Below are 20,406 nucleotides of genomic sequence, written 5' to 3' on the forward strand. Positions count from 1 at the left end.
GTAGACAACGACAACGGCATCCGTGGCGGTTCCCGGGCCTACTCGTCCATTCCGCCCATCATGACCGCGTCGCGGCCGCACGTGACGTCCCGGGGGCAGGGCGGCGCCGTACCGGCGTCCGGATAGGCTCGCGGCATGGACGACAGCGAGCGCGGGACGCCGTGGGTGGTCGGGGTCTCCGGGGCCTCCGGGACGCCGTACGCCGCGGCGGTGCTGCGGGCGCTGCTGCACGCCGGGGAGGCGGTGGACCTGGTGGTCAGCCGGGCCGCCCGGCTCACCGTCCTGGACGAGACCGGGGCGCCCTTCCGGGACGCCCACTGGCGCGAGGACCTGGCCCGCTGGCTGGCCCGCGGCGCGGACGGCACCCCGGACCGGTTCGAGACGGACCTGGGCCGGGTGCGGTACTGGTCCGCCGGGGACCTGGCGGCCGGGCCGAGCTCGGGCTCGTACCCGGTCAAGGGGATGCTGATCGTGCCGGCGAGCACGGCCTGCGTGGCGGGCGTCGCCCTCGGGCTCTCCAAGGACCTGCTGCAGCGGGTGGCGAGCGTCACCCTCAAGGAGCGCCGCCCGCTGGTGGTCGCCGTACGGGAGGCGCCGCTGGGCGGCCAGACGCTCCGGCACCTGGTCGCGCTCGACGAGGCGGGCGCCGTGGTGCTGCCGGCCTCGCCCGCCTTCTACGCGGGGGCCCGGGACATCCAGGACCTGGTGGACTTCGTGGCCGGCCGGGTGCTGGACGCCGTAGGGGTCCCGCACAAGCTCTACCGCCGCTGGGAGGGCGAGCTGGGTGCCGCCGGGGCCGGGGTCGACGGGGCGGCCGCGGATTGATGCGCAGGGCACATCCCCGTGCATGCCTTAGATTCTTGTCCTGACAGCGCAGTCGCGGCACGAATGAAGGGGTCCAGTCTGATGGACGCGGTGGACAGGCAGCTCATCCAGGCCCTCCGTGAGAACGGCCGGGCCTCGTACGCCGAGCTGGGCCGGCTGGTGGGCCTGTCCGGACCGAGCGTCACCGACCGGATCAACCGGCTGGAGCAGGCCGGGGTGATCACCGGCTACCGCGCCACGATCCATCCCGCCGCCCTCGGCCTCGGGGTGACGGCGCTGGTGGGCCTGCAGCTCAGTGACGCCGCCGACCACGAGGACGTGGCCACCCGGCTGCGCGACCTGGACGAGATCGAGGACTGCTGGTTCATCGCCGGCGACGACTCGTACATGCTCAAGGTGCGCGTGCCCGACGTGGACGGGCTGGAGCACACCATCCGCCGGCTGTCCGGCACCAAGGGCGTCTCCCGCACCCGCACCACGATCGTGCTCTCCACGAAGTGGGAGAACCGGGTCGGCGAACTGCCCGAGAGCATCTAGGCGTAAGGTCGAACGGTCGATTTCGGATGGTGAAGGCGAGGCGGGCGATGGACGCGGGGCTCAAGCGCGAGCTGGAGGAGAAGGTCTACGCGGGTGAGCGGCTGACCCGCGAGGACGGCATCGCCCTCTACGAGTCCGACGACCTCGCCTGGCTGGGCGGTCTCGCCCACCACGTGAGGACGCGGAAGAACGGCGACGTCGTCCACTTCAACGTCAACCGCCACCTCAACATGACCAACGTGTGCACCGCCTCCTGCGCGTACTGCTCCTTCCAGCGCAAGCCGGGGGAGAAGGACGCCTACACGATGCGCATCGAGGAGGCCGTCCGGCTGGCGAAGGAGATGGAGGGCGACAACCTCACCGAGCTCCACATCGTCAACGGCCTCCACCCGACGCTGCCGTGGCGCTACTACCCGCGCTCGCTGAAGGCGCTCAAGGAGGCACTGCCGGACGTCTCCCTGAAGGCCTTCACCGCCACCGAGATCCACCACTTCGAGACGATCTCCGGGCTGAGCGCGAGCGAGATCCTGGACGAGCTCATCGAGGCCGGACTGGAGTCGCTGACCGGCGGCGGCGCCGAGATCTTCGACTGGGAGGTGCGGCAGCACATCGTCGACCACCGCACCCACTGGGAGGACTGGTCGCGCATCCACCGCCTGGCGCACGAGAAGGGCCTCAAGACCCCGTGCACCATGCTGTACGGGCACATCGAGGAGCCCCGGCACCGGGTGGACCACGTGCTGCGGCTGCGCGAGCTGCAGGACGAGACGGGCGGCTTCCAGGTCTTCATCCCGCTGCGCTACCAGCACGACTTCGTCGACCTGAAGGACGGCAAGGTCCGCAACACCCTCCAGGCGCGGACCACGATGGCCAGCGGCGCCGAGGCGCTGAAGACCTTCGCGGTCTCCCGGCTGCTGTTCGACAACGTGCCGCACGTGAAGGTGTTCTGGGTCATGCACGGCGTGCAGACCGCCCAGCTGGCGCTGCAGCACGGCGCGGACGACATGGACGGCTCGGTCGTCGAGTACAAGATCACGCACGACGCCGACAACTACGGGACGCCCAACAAGCTCACCCGTGACGACCTGCTGGAGCTCATCCAGGACGCGGGCTTCCGCCCGGTCGAGCGCAACACCCGGTACGAGATCATCCGCGAGTACCCGGGCCCCGACGCGGCGCGCCGCGAGTCGCCGCAGCCGATGCGCCTGTGATTCCGGGCGCGTCACCGGGCGTGGGGCCGCGTCCGGGTGCCCGCCGTCGTGCGACGGCGGGCACCCGGCGCTCCGTGGTCTCGCCTTAACCCCGATGTCGTCCGGCGGACGGACGCCCGTCGAACCCTGTCAGCCCGGGTGCCTAGGGTGTGCGCCATGGCACTGCGCTTCACCCTCGACCCCGAGCTCACCCCCGGTCTGCGGGAACAGCTCGTCTCCCTGTGGACCGACGTCACCAACGCGGGCGGCGCCGTCGGCTTCGTCGCGCCCGTGGGCCGGGCCGACGTCGCCCTGGAAGCCGAACGGCATTACTCGGCGCTGTCCGAGGGCAGGGCGCACATGGTCGCCGGTTTCGACGGCGACCGGCTCGCCGCCACGACCTTCCTCACCTTCAACACCCACCGCCTGAAGAAGCACTGGGCCTGGCTGTACACCGTGATGGTCGACCCCTCCCTGCAGGGCCGCGGGCACGGCGCGGAGCTGATGCGGGCGGCGGAGCTGGCCGGCCGCGACCTCGGCCTGGAGGCGCTGAAGCTCAGCTGCCGCAGCGGCATGGGGCTGGAACGCTTCTACGCCTCGGCCGGTTACAAGGAGGTCGGACGTGTCCCCTCGGCGATACGCGTCGCCGCAGGTGACGACCGTGACGACATCACGATGTGGCTCCCGCTGACCTGACCGCCGCGGGCCCGTGCTTCACTGATACGGGTACGTCCGGTACGTCCCGCAGGCCGGAACGAGGCAACCGAAGGAAGTGGCAACGACCGTGAGCTGGAAGCCGAGCCCCATGCTGCGCTACTCCCTGATGCGTCTGGGCCTGTTCGCGGCCTGCTTCCTGGCGATCTGGGGCCTGGTCTACGTCCGTGCGCTGCCCGCCGGCCTCGGCGACTCCAACCTGCTCTGGGTGATGCTGCTCGCGCTGGTGATCAGCGCGCCGCTCAGCTTCGTCGTGCTGCGCGGGGTGCGCGAGGAGGCCTCCGTGCAGGTCGCCACGCGCGTGGAGCGCACCAAGGCGAACCTCGCCGCCAGCGCCGCCCAGGAGGACGAGGCGGACGACGCCTCGCGCGCGGCGGCGCAGAGCGGCTGACTCACCCGGGGGGCCGGGGCCGTCCGGGGGCACCTCCCGGCGGAGCCGGGGAGCCGGGGGACCTACTTCGGCGACACGGCCGGGGGGCCGACCGTTCCGGTGAGGTGGATCCGGTCCCCGGAGCGGACGGCGAAGTGCCTTACACCGCCCGGCTCGGAGGCGTCCCCGCCCGAGGCCGCGTAGGTGACGGTGGAGGGCAGCAGGACGGGGGCCCTGAACTCGGCCCGCAGGGTGACCGTTTCGGCGTCCGCGGGGACGGCCTCCGCGGCGCAGCGGGCGACGGTCCACATCCCGTGGGCGATGGCGCGCGGGAAGCCGAGCGGCCGCGCGGTCAGCGGGTGGACGTGGATCGGGTTCCAGTCGCCCGACACGGCCGCGTGCCGGCGTCCGAGGCCGGCCGGGAGCCGCCACTCCGCCACGGCGGGCGGTTCCGCCGCCCCGGCGGCCGCGGCGGCGCCGCCTCCCGTCCCCCCGCCGGTACGGGTCCGCGCGAGGTAGCCGCTGCGGTCCCGCCAGACGACCTCCCCGCCGGCGGACGCCTCCGTGACGACCACGACCTCCACGCCGCGCCGGTGGGGGCGCAACTCCTCGGCGTGGACGGTGATGTCGGGGCGGTCGCCGGGCCGCAGCGGGCGCAGTTGGACGATCTCGATCCAGGTGTGGACGAGGCCGAGCAGCGGCAGCGGGAAGCTCCGCCGGGCCATCAGCCGGGCGGCGAGCGGGAAACCGAGGACGTGCGGGTACGTCAGCGGCAGCCGTTCCGCGGGCGGGAAGCCGCACACCTCGGCGTACGCGGCGAGCCGCCGGGGGTCCACCCGGACGGCCGGCGCGGTCAACCGGTCGGCGGGCAGCGGCGCGTCGGCGGCCGGGCGCTTGCCGGCACCGGTCAGCACGCCTCGGGCGAGGGTGAGCAGCAGGGGCATCGTGGGTTCCCGCGGGGTCGGTGGGCGGACGGCCGGACGGACGGGCCGACGGGCGGCGCCGGCTCAGGCGCACAGCAGACTCTGCCCGCAGCCCCCGCCGCCGGCGGGACCGGGGTCTGCCCGCGGGCGTGCCGGGCGCCCTTCGGGGCCGGCGAGGACCCGCGTCCGGGCGGTGTCGAGGGCCTGCGCCCCGGAGGCGCAGGCGGCGTGGCCGCCGGCCACCCGTGCGCCCTGCCCGTGACACGGTGCAGCAGCCGGAACGGCTCCGGAGACGTCCCCGTCCACCCCACCTCCTCCGCCTCCCAGGCCGCCTGGATCCTCGCCGACTCCGGCACCGTCGCCTGTGCCGTGGAGACGGTCGAGCAGGCCAGGTCGGTCACCTCCCGCCGGGGAGAGCTGCCGCAGCCGGCGCACCTGTGGCAACTCGACGCCGGTGCCGTCGGCCAGCTGATGGCCGCCGGCCGCGGGGTGCCCGACGAAGCGGTCCTGGCCCGCCGCGCCCGCATGGGCCCCGGCACCGTCGCCACCCTGATCCACACCTCCGGTACCGCCGGCCGGCCCTGCTCACCCTCGACCCCGAGGACCTGGAGCACTGGAAGCGGATGCGCCGCAAGGCGGAGGCCCGCCCGGGTGGTCTTGTCTCCGACCCGGAACTGCCGGCCGACCTCCAGCCGGCCGTGGACGACGCGAATTCCACCGTTTCCCGTGCCGAGTCCATACACCGGTTCACCGTGCTACCGGTCGAATTCACGGAGCATTCGGGCCATCTCACCCCGTCCGTGAAACTCCGCCGCGCGGTCGTCGCCGCCGACTTCGTACACGAGATCGAATTGCTTTACGCCGCCTCCTGAGTGCGGCGCCGCAAAAGGCAGGAGCCCCGCACGACCGTGCGGGGCTCCTTGGGTACTGCTCGTCGGTTACTGCACGTCAGTCCGCGATCAGGCGGGGGTGACGTTCTCCGCCTGCGGGCCCTTCGGACCCTGGGTGACGTCGAAGGTCACCGCCTGGTTCTCCTCCAGCGAACGGAAGCCGGAGGCGTTGATCGCGGAGTAGTGGACGAAGACATCGGGGCCGCCGCCGTCCTGGGCGATGAAGCCGAAGCCCTTCTCGGCGTTGAACCACTTGACGGTTCCGGTAGCCATAAGCCCTCCTTGGGCCAAAGGGTTGCCCTGCTCCAGAACCTGCCCTGCTCACTGCAAGAAGTCTGAAAACTACAAAAGCCCGCGGTCACATGCTCCGCAGGCTCTGTACTGCAAGGGAAACCAAACTGCAACTTGCGACGACAGTAGCACGGAGCCTCTGCGGCGGGGAAGAGCGACAAGATCGGAATTAACGCGTCCCTCACGACGTCCGGACGCGGGGCCCGCCGCGCACCCGCCGGCGACGGTCCGGCGTGGGAGGCCGGGACCCGCCGGAAGTTCCGGGGGACGGGGGTCTAGCCTCCTGATGTGGACAAATCTGCGCCTCTTCCATCCGCCAGTGGTGTGCGCCGGACCCGGCCCCGCGTCGGGCACATCCAGTTCCTGAACTGCGTGCCCCTTTACTGGGGACTCGCCCGAACGGGTGCCCTGCTCGACCTCGAGCTGACCAAGGACACGCCCGAGAAGCTCAGCGCCCAGCTCGTCTCCGGGGACCTGGACGTCGGCCCGATCACCCTCATGGAGTACCTCCGGCACGCCGAGGAGCTGATCGCGCTCCCGGACATCGCCGTCGGCTGCGACGGCCCGGTGATGTCCTGCGTGATCGTGAGCCAGGTCCCGCTGGGTGCGCTGGACGGCGCCCGGGTCGCCCTCGGTTCCACCAGCCGCACCTCGGTCCGGCTGGCCCAGTTGCTGCTCGCCGAGCAGTACGGGGTCGAGCCCGAGTACTACACCTGCCCGCCCGACCTGTCGCTGATGATGCAGGAGGCCCAGGCCGCCGTCCTGATCGGGGACGCGGCGCTGCGCGCCTCGCTGCACGACGCGCCGCGGCTCGGCCTGGAGGTCCACGACCTCGGGCTGATGTGGAAGGAGTGGACCGGGCTGCCGTTCGTCTTCGCCGTCTGGGCCGCCCGCCGCGACTACCTGGAGGCCCGTCCCGCCGTGGTGCACGAGGTGCACCGGGCCTTCCTCTCCTCCCGCGACCTGAGCATGGAGGAGGTGGAGAAGGTCGCCGAGCAGGCCGCCCGCTGGGAGTCCTTCGACGCCCGCACCCTCCAGCGCTACTTCACCACCCTGGACTTCTCGCTCGGCCCCGAGCAGCTCACCGGCATCGCCGAGTTCGCCCGCCGGGTGGGCTTCCCGGAGCAGGCGCGCGTCGAACTGCTGGGCGCCGGGGGCTGACCCCACGGGCCGGCGGCACCCCGCCGCCGGCCCGGCCGCCGCGCCGTCGACCACGCGTTCCACATGACCGTGTCGGACGCCAACGAGAACAGCCCCGAGGAGACGGACCTCCTCGTCGGCGAAGGAGTCACCTCCTTCACGCCGTTCATGGCCCACCCCGGTGTGTTCTACGGCGACGAAGGCAAGATCCTGCGGGCCATGCAGCGCGGCGCCGCGAACGGCGGACTGGTCATGATGCACGCGGAGAACGGCATCGCCATCGACATGCCGGTCGAGCAGGCGCCGGCAGCCGGTCGGACCGACCCCCGCCACCACGGCGGGGTACGGCGGGAGCCTCCGGAGGCCGAGGCGGCCCACCGCGCGATCCGGCCCGTCCGCGCGGCCCACTACGATCGGCGGCGGCCCCGGCTCCGGTGCCGCCGCCGGACCCGCTCCGGCGCCGGCCGCGACGGCTGGGGTGACCACGGCGGCCACGGGTACAACTCCACTGACCTTCCGCACCGGCGAGAGGCGCGCAGATGCAGCCCCTGCAAGCGAACGACCCCCCGTCGATAGGCCCGTACCGTCTGCTCGGCCGGCTGGGCGCCGGCGGGATGGGCCGGGTCTACCTGGGGCGCAGCCCCGGCGGCCGGACGGTGGCCGTGAAGGTGGTGCGCTCGGAACTCGCGGACGACCTGGAGTTCCGCACCCGGTTCCAGCGCGAGGTCGACGCGGCGCGCCGGGTCGGCGGCACGTGGAGCGCGCCGGTGCTGGACGCCGACACCGACTCGCCGGTGCCGTGGGTGGCCACCCGCTACGTCGCCGGTCCCGCCCTGTCCGAGGCCGTCGCCACCTTCGGGCCGCTGTCCCCGCACGGCGTACGGGCGCTGGGCGCCGGACTGGCCGAGGCACTGGAGGCCGTGCACGGACGCGGGCTGGTGCACCGCGACATCAAACCGTCCAACGTGCTGCTCTCGCTCGACGGACCGGTGCTGATCGACTTCGGCATCGCCCGTGCCATGGACGCCACGGCCGCCCTGACCAGCAAGGGCGTGGTCGTCGGCTCGCCCGGCTACATGGCGCCCGAGCAGGTCACCGGCAGACCCACCGGACCCGCCGCCGACATCTTCGCCCTCGGCGCGGTGCTGGCCTTCGCCGCGACCGGCCGCGGCCCCTTCACCGGGGACAGCGCGGCCGTCCTGCTCTACAAGGTCGCCCACGAGGAGCCCGAACTCGACGGCGTACCGGACGAGTTGCGTCGGATCGCGGAGTCCTGCCTGGCCAAGGACCCGGCGGTGCGCCCGACGCCCCGGGAGCTCGCCGAACTGCTGGCACCCGGCGCGGAAGCCGCCTCGCTGGTGCGGGCCGGCTGGCTGCCGGCCCCGCTCACGGAGCGCCTGGGGCGGCAGGCCGTCGAACTGCTCGACCTCGAACCCACCCCGCACCCGGGGCCCGCGGGCCCGGCCGCCGGCACCCCCGACGGGACCGCCGGGGGTCCCAACGGGAGCCACGGCTCCTACGGTTCGCACCCTTCGTACGGTTCGCACCCCTCGTACGGGTCGTACGGCTCGTTCGGCCCGCCGCCCTCGCTGACCGAGCCCCAGGACGCGCCGCCGTTCGCCGCCACGCCACCTCCCGTCCCCGCCCCGGCCGGCCGTCGCGGCCGCGCCGCCGCGCTGGCCGTCACGGGGATCGTGCTGGCCGCGGCCGCCGTGACCCTGGCGCTCGTGCTGCCTGGTCTCCTCGACGGCTCGAACCAGGCCAAGGGCGGCGAGCGCACCCCTTCGCGGAGCGCGGGCTCCGGGACCACGACGGCCTCCTCGACCGGGTCCTCGTCCTCGGCCACGTCGTCGTCGCCGCCGTCCTCGCCGCCCGCGTCGGGACCGCGCCTGGACGCACTCCCCAAGGCCTTCGTCGGCACCTGGAAGGGCGACACCGTCACCGCCAACGGGGTGCCGGGGACGATGGAGATCACCCTCCGCGAGGGCAAGGTCGGCGCGGTCGTCGGCCGCGACAAGAGCGTGCTGGACCTCCTCGGCCAGTCCTACGACTGCAGCGGCGACTGGAAGCTCGCCGAGGCCACCGGGAAGAGCGTCGTGCTCGACACCAGCGGCGGCACCAACCCGCATCCGGGGATCTGCTCCGACGGTTCGGCCGACGAGAGGTTCACCCTCAACGCGGACGGCTCCCTGCACTACCGGTCGGGCGACTCCCTGGCCGGTCAGCCGGAAGGGGACCTCAGGAAGCAGGGCGGCTGACCGGCTGGCGTAGGCTGAGCGGGTCCGTCACACCCCTCGGAAGGATGCCCGGTGAGCGAGAACGCCGACCTCCAGTCCGTCCTCGACCGCGCCGCCGACGGCGGTCGCATCACCCCCGAGGAGGCGCTCGACCTCTACCGTTCCGCGCCTCTGCACGCCCTCGGCGCGGCCGCCGACGCCGTGCGCCGCCGCCGCTACGCGGGTACCGAGCACATCGCGACGTACATCATCGAGCGCAACATCAACTACACCAACGTCTGCGTGACGGCGTGCAAGTTCTGCGCCTTCTACGCCGCGCCCAAGGACACCGCCAAGGGCTGGACCCGGGACCTCGACGACATCCTGCGCCGCTGCGCGGAGACCGTCGAACTCGGCGGCACCCAGATCATGTTCCAGGGCGGCCACCACCCCGACTACGGCGTCGAGTACTACGAGAAGCACTTCAGCGCCATCAAGCAGGCCTTCCCGCAGCTGGTCATCCACTCCCTCGGCGCCTCCGAGGTCGAGCACATGGCCCGCATCTCCAAGGTGCCGGTGGAGGAGGCCATCACGCGCATCCACGCCGCGGGCCTGGACTCCTTCGCGGGCGCCGGAGCCGAACTGCTGCCGGCCCGGCCGCGCAAGGCGATCGCCCCCCTCAAGGAGAGCGGCGAACGCTGGCTGGAGATCATGGAGACCGCGCACGGGCTCGGCGTGGAGTCGACCTCCACGATGCTCATGGGCACCGGCGAGACGAACGCCGAGCGCATCGAGCACCTGAGCATGATCCGTGACGTGCAGGACCGCACCGGCGGCTTCCGCGCCTTCATCCCGTACACCTACCAGCCCGAGAACAACCACCTGAAGGGCCGCACCCAGGCCACGCTCTTCGAGTACCTGCGGATGATCGCGATCGCCCGGATCTTCCTGGACAACGTCGCCCACATCCAGGGCTCCTGGCTGACCACCGGCAAGGAGGTCGGCCAGCTGTCGCTGCACTACGGCGCCGACGACCTCGGCTCGGTGATGCTGGAGGAGAACGTGGTCTCCTCGGCCGGCGCCAAGCACCGCTCCAACCGCATGGAGCTGATCCACCTGATCCGCGCCGCCGGCCGGGTCCCGGCCCAGCGTGCCACCACGTACGAGCACCTCGTCGTCCACGACGACCCGGCGAACGACCCGGTCGACGACCACGTCGTCTCCCACCTGTCGTCGACCGCCATCGAGGGCGGTACGGCCCACCCGGAGCTGAAGCTGCTCAGCACCTCCTGACCCGCGCCGATGCTGACGATCCATTCCGGGACCGACGGCACGGCCCTGGTGGTCGACGGCGGCCTCCTCGCCGCCGTCGGCCCCCTCGACGCGGTGCGGGCGGCCCACCCGGGCGCCCGTGTCCGGACCTGGCCCGGCGCGCTGCGTCCGGGCCTGACCTACGAGGGCGAGCTCCCGCCGGCCCCCACCCCGCGCGAACGCGTGCACGCCCTGCTGCTGCGCGGGGTCACCGCCGTCGCCACCGCCCCCGCCGACCCCGCGCTGCGCTCCGCCCTGGACCGCAGCGGGCTGCTGCCGGCGCGCCAGGCCCCGCCCCTGGAGCCGGGTGCCCGCGCGGACTTCGCCGTCTTCGACGAGCGGGGCGCCTGCCTCGCCACCGTCGTCGCCGGCCGGCTCCTGCACCGCAGGGCCTGACGGACGCCGCGCGGGCCGCGCATCGCCCCCCGACCCGACCATCGCCCGGGGCCGGGCGAGGTGCGTCCTCCGCGCCCCGTGCCGCACGGCTGCCCGCGCTCCGCGCGGCGCTCGCCGCCGTGGCCCGGGCCGCCACGGGCGGGACCCGCCGGACCACTCCGGCCCGCGCCTGCCACCCGCCGCCCGCCGCTCAACGGACGCAGCCGGGGCCCCTGCGCGGGCCGCGCGGCCGCCGGGTGAACAATGGGGGGCGTGACCCGAGCCTCCCTGGACAAGCAGCCGCACGAAGTCGCCGCGATGTTCGACGACGTCGCGGCCAACTACGACCTGACCAACGACGTGCTGTCGCTCGGCCAGGACCGCCGCTGGCGCAAGGTCGTCGCACAGGCCCTCGCCGTCCGTCCCGGCGAGCGCGTGCTGGACCTCGGCGCCGGCACGGGGACCTCCTCGCTGCCCTTCGCCGAGGCGGGCGCCCGGGTCGTGCCGTGCGACTTCTCCCTGGGCATGCTGCGCGAGGGCAAGCGCCGGCACCCCTTCCTCCCGCTCACCGCGGGCGACGCGACACGGCTGCCGTTCGCCGACGGGGTCTTCGACGCCGTCACGATCTCCTTCGCGCTGCGCAACGTGCACGACACCGACGCCGCGCTGCGCGAGATGCTGCGGGTCACCCGGCCCGGGGGCCGGGTCGTCATCTGCGAGTTCAGCCACCCCACCTGGGCGCCGTTCCGCACGGTCTACACCGAGTACCTGATGCGGGCGCTCCCGCCGGTCGCCCGGGCGGTCAGCAGCAACCCCGACGCGTACGTCTACCTGGCCGAGTCCATCCGCGCCTGGCCCGACCAACCCGCCCTCGCCGGACGCCTGCAGAAGGCCGGCTGGTCGAGCGTCGCCTGGCGCAACCTGTCGGGCGGCATCGTCGCGCTGCACCGCGCGGTGCGCTGAAGGCGGGGCGCCCGGCCCCCGCGCGGAAGGGGCCACATAGACTGCTCGGGCCCGGTCCGGCCGCCACCGGACGGCCGGAACCAGGCCCGCAACAGCCCACAGCAGCGAGGAGTGCCGCACTGTGACCGAGACCGCCGCTTCGGAACGCAGCGCCGATGTGATCGTCGTCGGTGCCGGGCCCGCCGGTTCGACGACGGCCTACTACCTGGCGAAGGCGGGACTCGACGTCCTGCTGCTGGAGAAGACCGCCTTCCCGCGCGAGAAGGTGTGCGGCGACGGCCTGACGCCGCGGGCGACCAAGCAGCTGGTCGCGATGGGCATCGACATCTCCGAGGAGGCCGGCTGGCTGCGCAACAAGGGCCTGCGCATCATCGGCGGCGGCGTCCGGCTGCAGCTGGACTGGCCGGACCTGGCCTCGTTCCCGGACTACGGGCTCGTGCGCAAGCGCGAGGACTTCGACGAGCTCCTCGCCCGCCAGGCGCAGAAGGCCGGAGCCCGGCTGTACGAGCGCTGCAACGTGGGCGCCCCGATCCGCGACGAGCGCACCGGCCGCATCACCGGCGTCGAGGCCAAGCTGGGCGAGGAGAAGACCCCGGTCACCTTCCACGCCCCGCTGGTGGTCGCCGCGGACGGCAACTCCACCCGGCTCTCCCTCCAGATGGGCCTGCACCGCCGTGAGGACCGCCCGATGGGCGTGGCCGTGCGCACGTACTTCACCTCCCCGCGGCACGACGACGACTACCTGGAGTCCTGGCTGGAGCTGTGGGACCGGCGCGTCCCGGGCAACCCCCGGCTGCTGCCCGGCTACGGCTGGATCTTCGGCATGGGCGACGGCACCTCCAACGTGGGCCTCGGCGTGCTCAACACCTCCGCCTCCTTCAAGGAGCTGGACTGGCGCGAGGTGCTGAAGGCCTGGTGCGCCTCGATGCCCGAGGACTGGGGCTACACCGAGGAGAACATGACCGGGCCGATCCGCGGCGCGGCGCTCCCGATGGCCTTCAACCGCCAGCCGCACTACACCAAGGGCCTGCTGCTGGTGGGCGACGCGGGCGGCCTCGTCAACCCGTTCAACGGCGAGGGCATCGCCTACGCGATGGAGTCCGGCCAGATCGCGGCCGACGTCATCGTCCAGGCGCACGCGCGCGGCACCGCGGCCCAGCGGGAGCTGGCGCTCCAGTCGTACCCGCGGATCCTGAAGGACACCTACGGCGGCTACTACACGCTGGGCCGGGCCTTCGTGAAGCTCATCGGCAACCCGAAGGTCATGAAGCTGGCGACCCAGCGCGGCCTCACGCACCCGATGCTGATGCGCTTCACGCTGAAGCTGCTGGCGAACCTCACCGACCCGTCGGGCGGTGACGCGATGGACCGCGTGATCAACGGTCTGTCGAAGGTGGCGCCGCGTTCCTGACGCCCCGGTACCGCTCGCCGCGCCGGCCCGTGCTGCACGGGCCGGCGCGGCTTTTTCGTGCCGCCGTGCCACGAGGGGGCACCCGGGATGACGCAACGGGTTACCTAAACATCCTTATCCTTCCCTTCAAAGGGTAGGATGCGTAATCATGGAGAGGGATTGGATGTCCGTCGAGCAGGTCGCGGACCGGCTCGGCCTGCACGTGCGCACCGTCCGCGGCTACATCCGCGACGGCCGGCTGAAGGCCGTGCGCATCGGCAAGCAGTACCGCGTCGCCCGGGCCGACCTGGACGCCCTCACCGGTGCGCCGGCGGCCCCCGCCGCCCGGCGCCGGGTGGAGGTCTCGGCCATCGTCGAGGTGGACGGCATCGGACCGGCCGCCGCCGACCGCCTGGGCACCCTGCTCGTGGCCGGCGCCCAGATGGCGCGGGACCCCCACGAGTTGGCCCGGGTCCGGACGGCGTACGACGACGAGCGCTCGCGGCTGAAGGTCGTGGTGCTCGGCGGCGCCGCGGCGACGGCGGACGTCCTGCACACCATCGACGACGTCCTGGGAGGGGGGAACGACATGTTCCCGGAGGAGCACACCGAGGACCGGGAGGCGGACCGTGGCTGACGTGGTGACCGAACGGCAGGGCGTGCCCGTCCTCGTCTGCGGCGAGGACGGCGCGATGATCTCCGGCGTCCAGGACGCGCTCGACGTGATCGGATCGGCCTACCACCGGGCGGACGTGGTGGCCGTCCCCGTCGCCCGGCTGGACGAGCGGTTCTTCGCCCTGCGGACCGGTCTGGCGGGGGAGATCATGCAGAAGTTCGTCAACTACCGCATCCGGCTCGTCGTCGTGGGCGACGTCTCGGCGTACACGGCGGCCGGCACGGCCTTCCGGGACCTGGTCCGCGAGTGCAACCGCGGCGACCGCACCTGGTTCCTCGACGACCTCGAAGCGCTCGACGCCCGCCTGGGCTGACCGTGCGCCAAGCCCGCCCCGGGGGCAACTCCGCCCGGGGCGGCCCCGGTTGTCCCGTCCGTTGCCGCGTCGTACCGGGCCGGACGGTGAACTCCGCCGCCCCGGCGGCCGGTTCGTGCGAAGCCGGGGGGAGGAGCGTTGACCGGGCGGGGCGCCCGTCCTTTGACATCGATGTCGTTGACATCGATGTCAGATGCGCCTGCCCCGGAGTCAGCTCGCGCCCGAAATGCGGGATTTGAGGCGCTGTGCTCATACTTTTGATCACTGCTCGGGGATCCGTGATCAACAGAAGGGTGCAGACATGAGCACGCGCATAACCCAGGTCCTGGCCGCCGCGGCCGCATCGGTCCTGCTCGCCGGAGGGGGCGTGCTCGCAGCCGGCCCGGCCTCCGCGGCCCCGACGGACCACCGTGCGAGCGACGGGCGCGGTGACGACCGGCGTGACGACGACCGCCGCGGTGACGACCGGCGGGACGGCGACCGGCGCGGTGACGACCGTCGCGGCGACGACCGCCGTGACGACGACCGGCGGGGCGACCGGCAGAGGCAGTGCTCGGCCGGTCTGGGCTCCTGGAAACTGGAGTACCGTCCCGGACGCCTGGTGCGCGTCTCCAGCCACGGTCGCGTCAAGTGGGTCCGCACCCCGGGCCAGTGGGTCAGGGTCTGGCACGGCGGGGGCCGCGACTGCCACCGTCGCTGACCCCGGCACCCGGAGCCCGGTCCCCCGTCACGGCGGAGCCGGGCTCCGGCCCGTGAGCCCCCACGCGGGGCTCCCCGGTCGTCCGGTCCCGTCTGCGGTACCTCTCCTTGCGGCGGGGCCGGACCCACGTCTCCGGCCGCCCGCCGCGGTGCGCGGTGCGGCGGCCCGCCCTCGCGGCGGCGGAGGACCGCACGGGGGCGGAACGCAGGAGGCCGCCGGCCCGGTGCGGGCCGGCGGCCTCCGTGGGGGACGGGGCCCGTGATCAGAGCACGCGGACGGCGGACGTCGGCATGTAGTTGGACATCTGCTGGATGACGACGCCCTTGCTCGGGTTCGCCGCGTCCAGGTACTGCCCGCCGCCGATGTAGACGGCCACATGGTAGGCGGAGCCCACTCCGCCCCAGAAGACGAGGTCGCCCGGCTGGACCGCGCTCACGGACACCGGGGTGCCGAAGGTCGACTGCGCCTGCGAGGTGCGCGGCAGCTCGACGCCGATGGTGCGGAAGGCGGCCTGGGTGAGACCGGAGCAGTCGTACGCGCTGGGGCCCGTGGCGCCGTAGACGTACGGCTTGCCGACCTGGGCCTTCAGGAAGCCGATGACGGAGGCGACGCTGCCCGTCGCGGAAGTGGAGGAGGAGGCGGCCAGCGCGGTGCGTCCGGCGGAGCGGGACGCGGTCGCGGTCTCGCGCGCCTTCGCGGCCTTGGCCTCGGCGCGCGACCGCGCGTCGGCGGCGGCCTTCTTCTTCTGTGCGGCCTTCATGGCCTCGGTGCGCGCCTGCGCGCGGGCGGCGTCCAGCTGCTGCTCGACGACGGTCTCGTCGATGGCGTCAGCGGCCTCCGCGGCGGTGGCGGTGGTGGAGAGGGCGGGGATGACGGGGATGCTCCCCGTGGTCGCCGGGTCGGCGGCCGAAGGCTCGGCGTTCGCCGGGGCGGACATTCCGGTCAGGGCGAGCGTTCCGATGACGCCGCCGGCGACTCCTGCGCGGCGCACCCAGTTGGGGCTCTGCGAGGCGCGTCGCCGGCGGCTTATATGCGAGGTCTGAAGGGACATGAGGACTTGGGTATCAGGCCAGGTCGGTTCCGTTCAACAAAAGTGTGATGCGCCACAGTTGGCTCGCGGGCAGTGCTATTGTCCCCTTTTTGATCTTCCTTATTCGGGACGATAGGGACATCCAAGTCCAAATCCTCGTGCGCGCGTTCACGTGCCCCGGGCCGCCGTCAGCGCGGGGTTTCGCGGCTCACCCGCTCGGGTTGCGAGGCGCTATCACGTCCCCCGATCCGGCTCCAATTTGCTTCGGATCGGCGGCGCCTGATAGTGCGGCACCCCCGTTTACCAGCGGAAACGCAAGTAAATGTGACTTCTGGTGATCGTTTGAGATTCCTGAGTGAGAAGATCACCGCTCATCCCTGTTCATGATCGTTCGACTGGTGGCGGAGATCACAAAGACCAGAGTGAACCCCGTGTCGCAGATCACAGACCAGGAGGCATAGGATGCGGGCAGTCTGGGCTTGTGAACTGCCTCACATGGAGCGGATCCAGGTGGCGTGGGGCGCACGTCCGGGCACGGTCCGTCATCAGTCATCGTCGACTGGAAGGAGCGGGGACGTGAACGCCTACGCGCCCATCCTCGTGCTGGGCGGCCTCGGGGCCGGCTTCGCGATCTTCTCCGTGGTCATGGCCTCCATCATCGGCCCGAAACGGTACAACCGGGCCAAGTTGGAGGCGTATGAGTGCGGCATCGAGCCGACTCCGCATCCAGCCGGGGGCGGCCGTTTCCCGATCAAGTACTACCTGACGGCGATGCTCTTCATCGTCTTCGACATCGAGATCGTCTTCCTCTACCCCTGGGCCGTCACCTTCGACGCCCTCGGGGTCTTCGGGCTCGTCGAGATGCTCCTCTTCGTGCTCACCGTCTTCGTCGCCTACGCCTACGTCTGGCGTCGCGGCGGTCTGGAATGGGACTAGGGGCGGAGAATAGCCATGGGTATTGAAGAGAAGCTGCCGAGCGGGTTCCTGCTCACCTCCGTCGAGGCGGCCGCCGGCTGGGTCCGGAAGGCCTCGGTCTTCCCGGCCACGTTCGGCCTCGCGTGCTGCGCCATCGAGATGATGACGACCGGGGCCGGGCGGTACGACCTGGCCCGCTTCGGCATGGAGGTCTTCCGCGGGTCGCCCCGCCAGGCGGACCTGATGATCGTGGCCGGCCGGGTGAGCCAGAAGATGGCCCCCGTCCTGCGCCAGGTCTACGACCAGATGCCGAATCCCAAGTGGGTGATCTCGATGGGGGTCTGCGCATCGAGCGGCGGGATGTTCAACAACTACGCAATTGTGCAGGGTGTTGACCATGTGGTGCCTGTTGACATTTATCTCCCTGGATGTCCGCCCCGCCCCGAAATGCTGATGGACGCCATCCTCAAGCTGCACCAGAAGATCCAGCACAGCAAGCTCGGCGTGAACCGCGAAGAGGCCGCGCGCGAGGCGGAGGAAGCGGCGCTGAAGGCGCTGCCGACCATTGAGATGAAGGGGCTGCTTCGGTGAGCGACGCACGCGAGGCCGCCGGGCCGCAGGCAACGACGAGGCCCGCACCTCTGCGCCGAGCGGGCGGAGATGGGGGCACCACCCAGGCGACAGCGCTGGGGGAGAACGAAAGGGGCACGCGATGACGGATTCCCCGGACACCCCGAACCCGGACAGGGACGTCAACGCGGCCGGGCTGCCCGGCCAGCGCGGCGACCACGGGGAGGCGATCCGCGTCCAGCGCGGAATGTTCGGCGCCCGCAACGGCGGCGACACCTCCGGGTACGGCGGTCTGGTGCGCACCGTGCGGCTGCCCGGGGCGGCGAGCCGTCCGTACGGCGGCTGGTTCGACGACGTCGCCGACGAACTCGAGGGTGCCCTCGAGGAGCAGGGCCTCGTCGCGGACAACGCGATCGAGAAGGTCGTCGTGGACCGCGACGAGATCACCTTCCACGTCGCGCGCGAGCACCTGCCCCTGGTCGCCAGGACCCTGCGGGACGATCCCGCGCTGCGCTTCGAGCTCTGCACGGGCGTGAGCGGCGTCCACTTCCCGGAGGACAAGGGCCGCGAGCTGCACGCCGTCTACCACCTGCGCTCGATCACCCACAACCGGCTGATCCGGCTGGAGGTGAGCGTCTCCGACGCGGACCGGCACATCCCGTCGCTCGTCGAGGTCTACCCGACCAACGACTGGCACGAGCGCGAGGCCTACGACTTCTTCGGGATCGTCTTCGACGGGCACCCCGCCCTGATCCGGATCATGATGCCGGACGACTGGCAGGGCCACCCGCAGCGCAAGGACTACCCCCTCGGCGGCATCCCCGTCGAGTACAAGGGCGCCCAGATCCCTGCTCCGGACCAGCGGAGGTCGTACTCGTGAGCACTCACCACGCACCCCAGCAGGCCGCGGAGCGGGAGACCACCGAGGGCCGGGTCTTCACGGTCACCGGCGGCGACTGGGACGAACTGGCCGAGACCGTCGGCAAGGCCGACGACGAACGCATCGTCGTCAACATGGGCCCGCAGCACCCCTCCACCCACGGCGTGCTCCGGCTGATCCTCGAGATCGACGGCGAGACGGTCACCGAGGCCCGCTGCGGCATCGGCTACCTCCACACCGGCATCGAGAAGAACATGGAGTTCCGGACCTGGACCCAGGGGTCCACGTTCGTGACGCGCATGGACTACCTGACGCCGTTCTTCAACGAGACGGCGTACTGCCTGGCGGTGGAGAAGCTGCTCGGCATCACCGACGCGATCCCGGACCGCGCCTCGGTGATCCGCGTGATGCTGATGGAGCTGAACCGCATCTCCTCGCACCTGGTGGCCATCGCCACCGGCGGCATGGAGCTCGGCGCCACCACGATCATGATCTACGGGTTCCGCGACCGCGAGCTGATCCTGGACGTCTTCGAGCTGATCACCGGCCTGCGGATGAACCACGCGTACATCCGCCCCGGCGGCCTCGCCCAGGACCTGCCGCCCGGCGCCGTGGACCAGGTCCGCGAGGTCGTGAAGAAGTTCCGCAAGAACCTCCCCGAGTACGACAAGCTCGCCACCGGCAACCCGATCTTCAAGGCCCGCATGCAGGACGTGGGTTACCTGGACCTGGCCGGCTGCATGGCGCTCGGCGCCACCGGTCCGATCCTGCGCTCCACCGGCCTGCCGCACGACCTGCGCAAGTCGCAGCCGTACTGCGGCTACGAGAACTACGAGTTCGAGGTGCCGACCGTCGACACCTGCGACTCCTACGGGCGGTTCCTGCTCCGCCTGGAGGAGATGCGGCAGTCGCTGGACATCGTCGAGCAGTGCCTGGACCGGCTGCAGCCCGGCCCGGTCATGGTCGCCGACAAGAAGATCGCCTGGCCCGCGCAGCTCGCGCTCGGCCCGGACGGGCTCGGCAACTCGCTCGACCACATCAAGAAGATCATGGGCACCTCGATGGAGGCCCTGATCCACCACTTCAAGCTGGTGACCGAGGGCTTCCGGGTCCCGGCCGGCCAGGCGTACGTCGCGGTCGAGTCGTCCAAGGGCGAACTCGGCGTCCACGTGGTCAGCGACGGGGGCACCCGCCCCTTCCGCGTCCACTTCCGCGACCCGTCCTTCACCAACCTGCAGACCATGGCCGCGATGTGCGAGGGCGGCCAGGTCGCCGACGTCATCGTCGCGGTGGCGTCCATCGACCCCGTGATGGGAGGCGTCGACCGGTGACAGAGGTATCACTCGGCATCCCCGCGATGCCCGCGCCGGACTACCCGGCCGACGTACGGCAACGGCTGGACGAGGACGCGGCGAAGATCGTCGCGCGCTACCCCGGCAGCCGCAGCGCCCTGCTGCCGCTGCTGCACCTGGTGCAGGCGGAGGAGGGCTACGTCTCCCGCACCGGGGTGCGCTTCTGCGCCGAGACACTGGGGCTGACCACGGCCGAGGTGACCGCGGTCTCCACCTTCTACTCGATGTACCGGCGGGGGCCCTCCGGCGAGTACCAGGTCGGGGTCTGCACCAACACCCTGTGCGCGGTCATGGGCGGCGACGCGATCTTCGAGGAGCTGAAGCAGCACCTCGGCGTCGAGAACGGCGGGACCACCGAGGACGGCAAGGTCACGCTGGAGCACATCGAGTGCAACGCGGCCTGCGACTTCGCCCCCGTGGTGATGGTCAACTGGGAGTTCTTCGACAACCAGGACCCCGCGTCGGCCAAGCGGCTCGTCGACGACCTCCGTGCCGGCCGCACCGTCGAACCCACCCGCGGTGCTCCTCTCTGCTCGTACAAGGAGACGTCCCGCATCCTCGCCGGGTTCCCCGACGAGCGCCCCGGCGCCGTCGACGCGACCGGCGGCGCCGGCCCCGCCTCGCTGGCCGGCCTGCGGCTCGCCCGCGGCGAGTCGCTGCCGGGCACCGGGGCCGGCGTGCCCCGGCAGACCTCCGCGCCGCCGCAGGACGAGACGCCCCCGGCCCACCCCAGCTCCCACGACGCCCCGCTGGACTCCGCGGTCTCCGACCCGGAGCACCCGGCGGGTCCGGTCACGCAGGAGCGTCCGACCGAAGGCGAGGAGGACCGGTGACC

Annotated in this window: 22 protein-coding genes and 2 pseudogenes; 21 read left to right on the plus strand and 3 right to left on the minus strand. The window is 72.1% G+C overall.

Annotated features, from left to right (window positions below; genetic code table 11):
* Positions 1-135: 135 nt before the first annotated feature.
* From ACFW3D_RS12050 to ACFW3D_RS12070, 5 genes are all read left to right on the plus strand, one after another.
* A complete protein-coding gene (locus tag ACFW3D_RS12050) occupies positions 136-825 on the plus strand; it encodes a UbiX family flavin prenyltransferase (RefSeq protein WP_500503979.1) in 690 nt (229 codons plus the stop codon).
* Positions 826-906: 81 nt separating this feature from the next.
* Positions 907-1,362, plus strand: a complete 456-nt coding sequence (locus ACFW3D_RS12055; protein WP_500503980.1) for an Lrp/AsnC family transcriptional regulator — start codon at positions 907-909, stop codon at positions 1,360-1,362.
* 47 nt (positions 1,363-1,409) lie between these two features.
* Positions 1,410-2,573, plus strand: a complete 1,164-nt coding sequence (gene mqnE / locus ACFW3D_RS12060) for an aminofutalosine synthase MqnE (RefSeq protein ID WP_500504085.1) — start codon at positions 1,410-1,412, stop codon at positions 2,571-2,573.
* 156 nt (positions 2,574-2,729) lie between these two features.
* On the plus strand, positions 2,730-3,248 hold the full coding sequence (locus ACFW3D_RS12065; protein ID WP_500503981.1) for a GNAT family N-acetyltransferase: 519 nt from the start codon (positions 2,730-2,732) through the stop codon (positions 3,246-3,248).
* A gap of 109 nt (positions 3,249-3,357) precedes the next feature.
* On the plus strand, positions 3,358-3,657 hold the full coding sequence (locus tag ACFW3D_RS12070) for a DUF4229 domain-containing protein (protein ID WP_500504086.1): 300 nt from the start codon (positions 3,358-3,360) through the stop codon (positions 3,655-3,657).
* A 62-nt stretch (positions 3,658-3,719) separates the two neighbouring features.
* Here the strand turns inward: ACFW3D_RS12070 and ACFW3D_RS12075 are convergent, their stop codons facing one another.
* On the minus strand, positions 3,720-4,580 hold the full coding sequence (locus tag ACFW3D_RS12075) for a MaoC family dehydratase (RefSeq protein WP_500503982.1): 861 nt from the start codon (positions 4,578-4,580) through the stop codon (positions 3,720-3,722).
* Between the two features lie 602 nt (positions 4,581-5,182).
* On the opposite strand from ACFW3D_RS12075, the gene ACFW3D_RS12080 reads away from it, so the two are divergent.
* Positions 5,183-5,431, plus strand: coding sequence for a hypothetical protein (locus ACFW3D_RS12080; protein ID WP_500503983.1), 249 nt, complete (start codon positions 5,183-5,185; stop codon positions 5,429-5,431).
* An 87-nt stretch (positions 5,432-5,518) separates the two neighbouring features.
* On the opposite strand, the gene ACFW3D_RS12085 is transcribed toward ACFW3D_RS12080, so the two are convergent.
* Positions 5,519-5,722: a cold-shock protein gene (locus ACFW3D_RS12085; protein ID WP_004943697.1), complete on the minus strand. Its 204-nt coding sequence runs from the start codon at positions 5,720-5,722 to the stop codon at positions 5,519-5,521.
* Positions 5,723-6,064: 342 nt separating this feature from the next.
* Between ACFW3D_RS12085 and ACFW3D_RS12090 the strand changes: the two genes are divergently transcribed.
* From ACFW3D_RS12090 to ACFW3D_RS12135, 10 genes and pseudogenes are all read left to right on the plus strand, one after another.
* Positions 6,065-6,901 carry a menaquinone biosynthetic enzyme MqnA/MqnD family protein gene (locus ACFW3D_RS12090; RefSeq protein WP_500503984.1) on the plus strand — a complete coding sequence of 279 codons (837 nt, stop codon included), beginning with the start codon at positions 6,065-6,067 and terminating at the stop codon, positions 6,899-6,901.
* 33 nt (positions 6,902-6,934) lie between these two features.
* Positions 6,935-7,285, plus strand: a pseudogene (locus ACFW3D_RS12095) (dihydropyrimidinase); the annotation flags it as partial.
* A gap of 134 nt (positions 7,286-7,419) precedes the next feature.
* Complete coding sequence (locus ACFW3D_RS12100) at positions 7,420-9,138, plus strand: protein kinase domain-containing protein (RefSeq protein ID WP_500503985.1); 1,719 nt, start codon at positions 7,420-7,422, stop codon at positions 9,136-9,138.
* Between the two features lie 51 nt (positions 9,139-9,189).
* On the plus strand, positions 9,190-10,389 hold the full coding sequence (gene mqnC / locus ACFW3D_RS12105) for a cyclic dehypoxanthinyl futalosine synthase (protein ID WP_500503986.1): 1,200 nt from the start codon (positions 9,190-9,192) through the stop codon (positions 10,387-10,389).
* Positions 10,390-10,398: 9 nt separating this feature from the next.
* A complete protein-coding gene (locus tag ACFW3D_RS12110; protein ID WP_500503987.1) occupies positions 10,399-10,803 on the plus strand; it encodes an imidazolonepropionase-like domain-containing protein in 405 nt (134 codons plus the stop codon).
* Between the two features lie 252 nt (positions 10,804-11,055).
* Positions 11,056-11,745 (plus strand): demethylmenaquinone methyltransferase, encoded by a 690-nt coding sequence (locus ACFW3D_RS12115; protein ID WP_500503988.1) that lies wholly within the window; start codon positions 11,056-11,058, stop codon positions 11,743-11,745.
* A gap of 79 nt (positions 11,746-11,824) precedes the next feature.
* A pseudogene (locus ACFW3D_RS12120) lies at positions 11,825-13,156 on the plus strand (geranylgeranyl reductase family protein); the annotation flags it as partial.
* A gap of 148 nt (positions 13,157-13,304) precedes the next feature.
* A complete protein-coding gene (locus ACFW3D_RS12125; RefSeq protein WP_500503989.1) occupies positions 13,305-13,772 on the plus strand; it encodes a helix-turn-helix domain-containing protein in 468 nt (155 codons plus the stop codon).
* Positions 13,765-14,124: a DUF4180 domain-containing protein gene (locus ACFW3D_RS12130; RefSeq protein WP_500503990.1), complete on the plus strand. Its 360-nt coding sequence runs from the start codon at positions 13,765-13,767 to the stop codon at positions 14,122-14,124. The genes ACFW3D_RS12125 and ACFW3D_RS12130 overlap by 8 nt, the downstream gene beginning before the upstream one ends.
* A gap of 301 nt (positions 14,125-14,425) precedes the next feature.
* Positions 14,426-14,824, plus strand: a complete 399-nt coding sequence (locus ACFW3D_RS12135) for a hypothetical protein (RefSeq protein ID WP_500503991.1) — start codon at positions 14,426-14,428, stop codon at positions 14,822-14,824.
* A gap of 262 nt (positions 14,825-15,086) precedes the next feature.
* On the opposite strand, the gene ACFW3D_RS12140 is transcribed toward ACFW3D_RS12135, so the two are convergent.
* A complete protein-coding gene (locus ACFW3D_RS12140) occupies positions 15,087-15,875 on the minus strand; it encodes a C40 family peptidase (protein WP_500503992.1) in 789 nt (262 codons plus the stop codon).
* Between the two features lie 555 nt (positions 15,876-16,430).
* Between ACFW3D_RS12140 and ACFW3D_RS12145 the strand changes: the two genes are divergently transcribed.
* The 5 genes from ACFW3D_RS12145 to nuoE all read left to right on the plus strand — a co-directional run bounded on the left by ACFW3D_RS12145 (position 16,431) and on the right by nuoE (position 20,404).
* The gene (locus ACFW3D_RS12145; RefSeq protein ID WP_018558791.1) at positions 16,431-16,790 is read left to right on the plus strand and encodes an NADH-quinone oxidoreductase subunit A; all 360 of its coding nucleotides are present in this window, start codon (positions 16,431-16,433) and stop codon (positions 16,788-16,790) included.
* A 15-nt stretch (positions 16,791-16,805) separates the two neighbouring features.
* Complete coding sequence (locus ACFW3D_RS12150) at positions 16,806-17,360, plus strand: NuoB/complex I 20 kDa subunit family protein (protein ID WP_018558792.1); 555 nt, start codon at positions 16,806-16,808, stop codon at positions 17,358-17,360.
* A 121-nt stretch (positions 17,361-17,481) separates the two neighbouring features.
* Positions 17,482-18,219 carry an NADH-quinone oxidoreductase subunit C gene (locus ACFW3D_RS12155; RefSeq protein ID WP_500503993.1) on the plus strand — a complete coding sequence of 246 codons (738 nt, stop codon included), beginning with the start codon at positions 17,482-17,484 and terminating at the stop codon, positions 18,217-18,219.
* On the plus strand, positions 18,216-19,550 hold the full coding sequence (locus tag ACFW3D_RS12160) for an NADH-quinone oxidoreductase subunit D (RefSeq protein ID WP_500503994.1): 1,335 nt from the start codon (positions 18,216-18,218) through the stop codon (positions 19,548-19,550). The genes ACFW3D_RS12155 and ACFW3D_RS12160 overlap by 4 nt, the downstream gene beginning before the upstream one ends.
* A gap of 26 nt (positions 19,551-19,576) precedes the next feature.
* Complete coding sequence (gene nuoE / locus ACFW3D_RS12165) at positions 19,577-20,404, plus strand: NADH-quinone oxidoreductase subunit NuoE (RefSeq protein WP_500504087.1); 828 nt, start codon at positions 19,577-19,579, stop codon at positions 20,402-20,404.
* Positions 20,405-20,406: the final 2 nt, after the last annotated feature.

The organism is Streptomyces sp. NPDC058864, assembly GCF_042742985.1.
Lineage (GTDB): Bacteria > Actinomycetota > Actinomycetes > Streptomycetales > Streptomycetaceae > Actinacidiphila.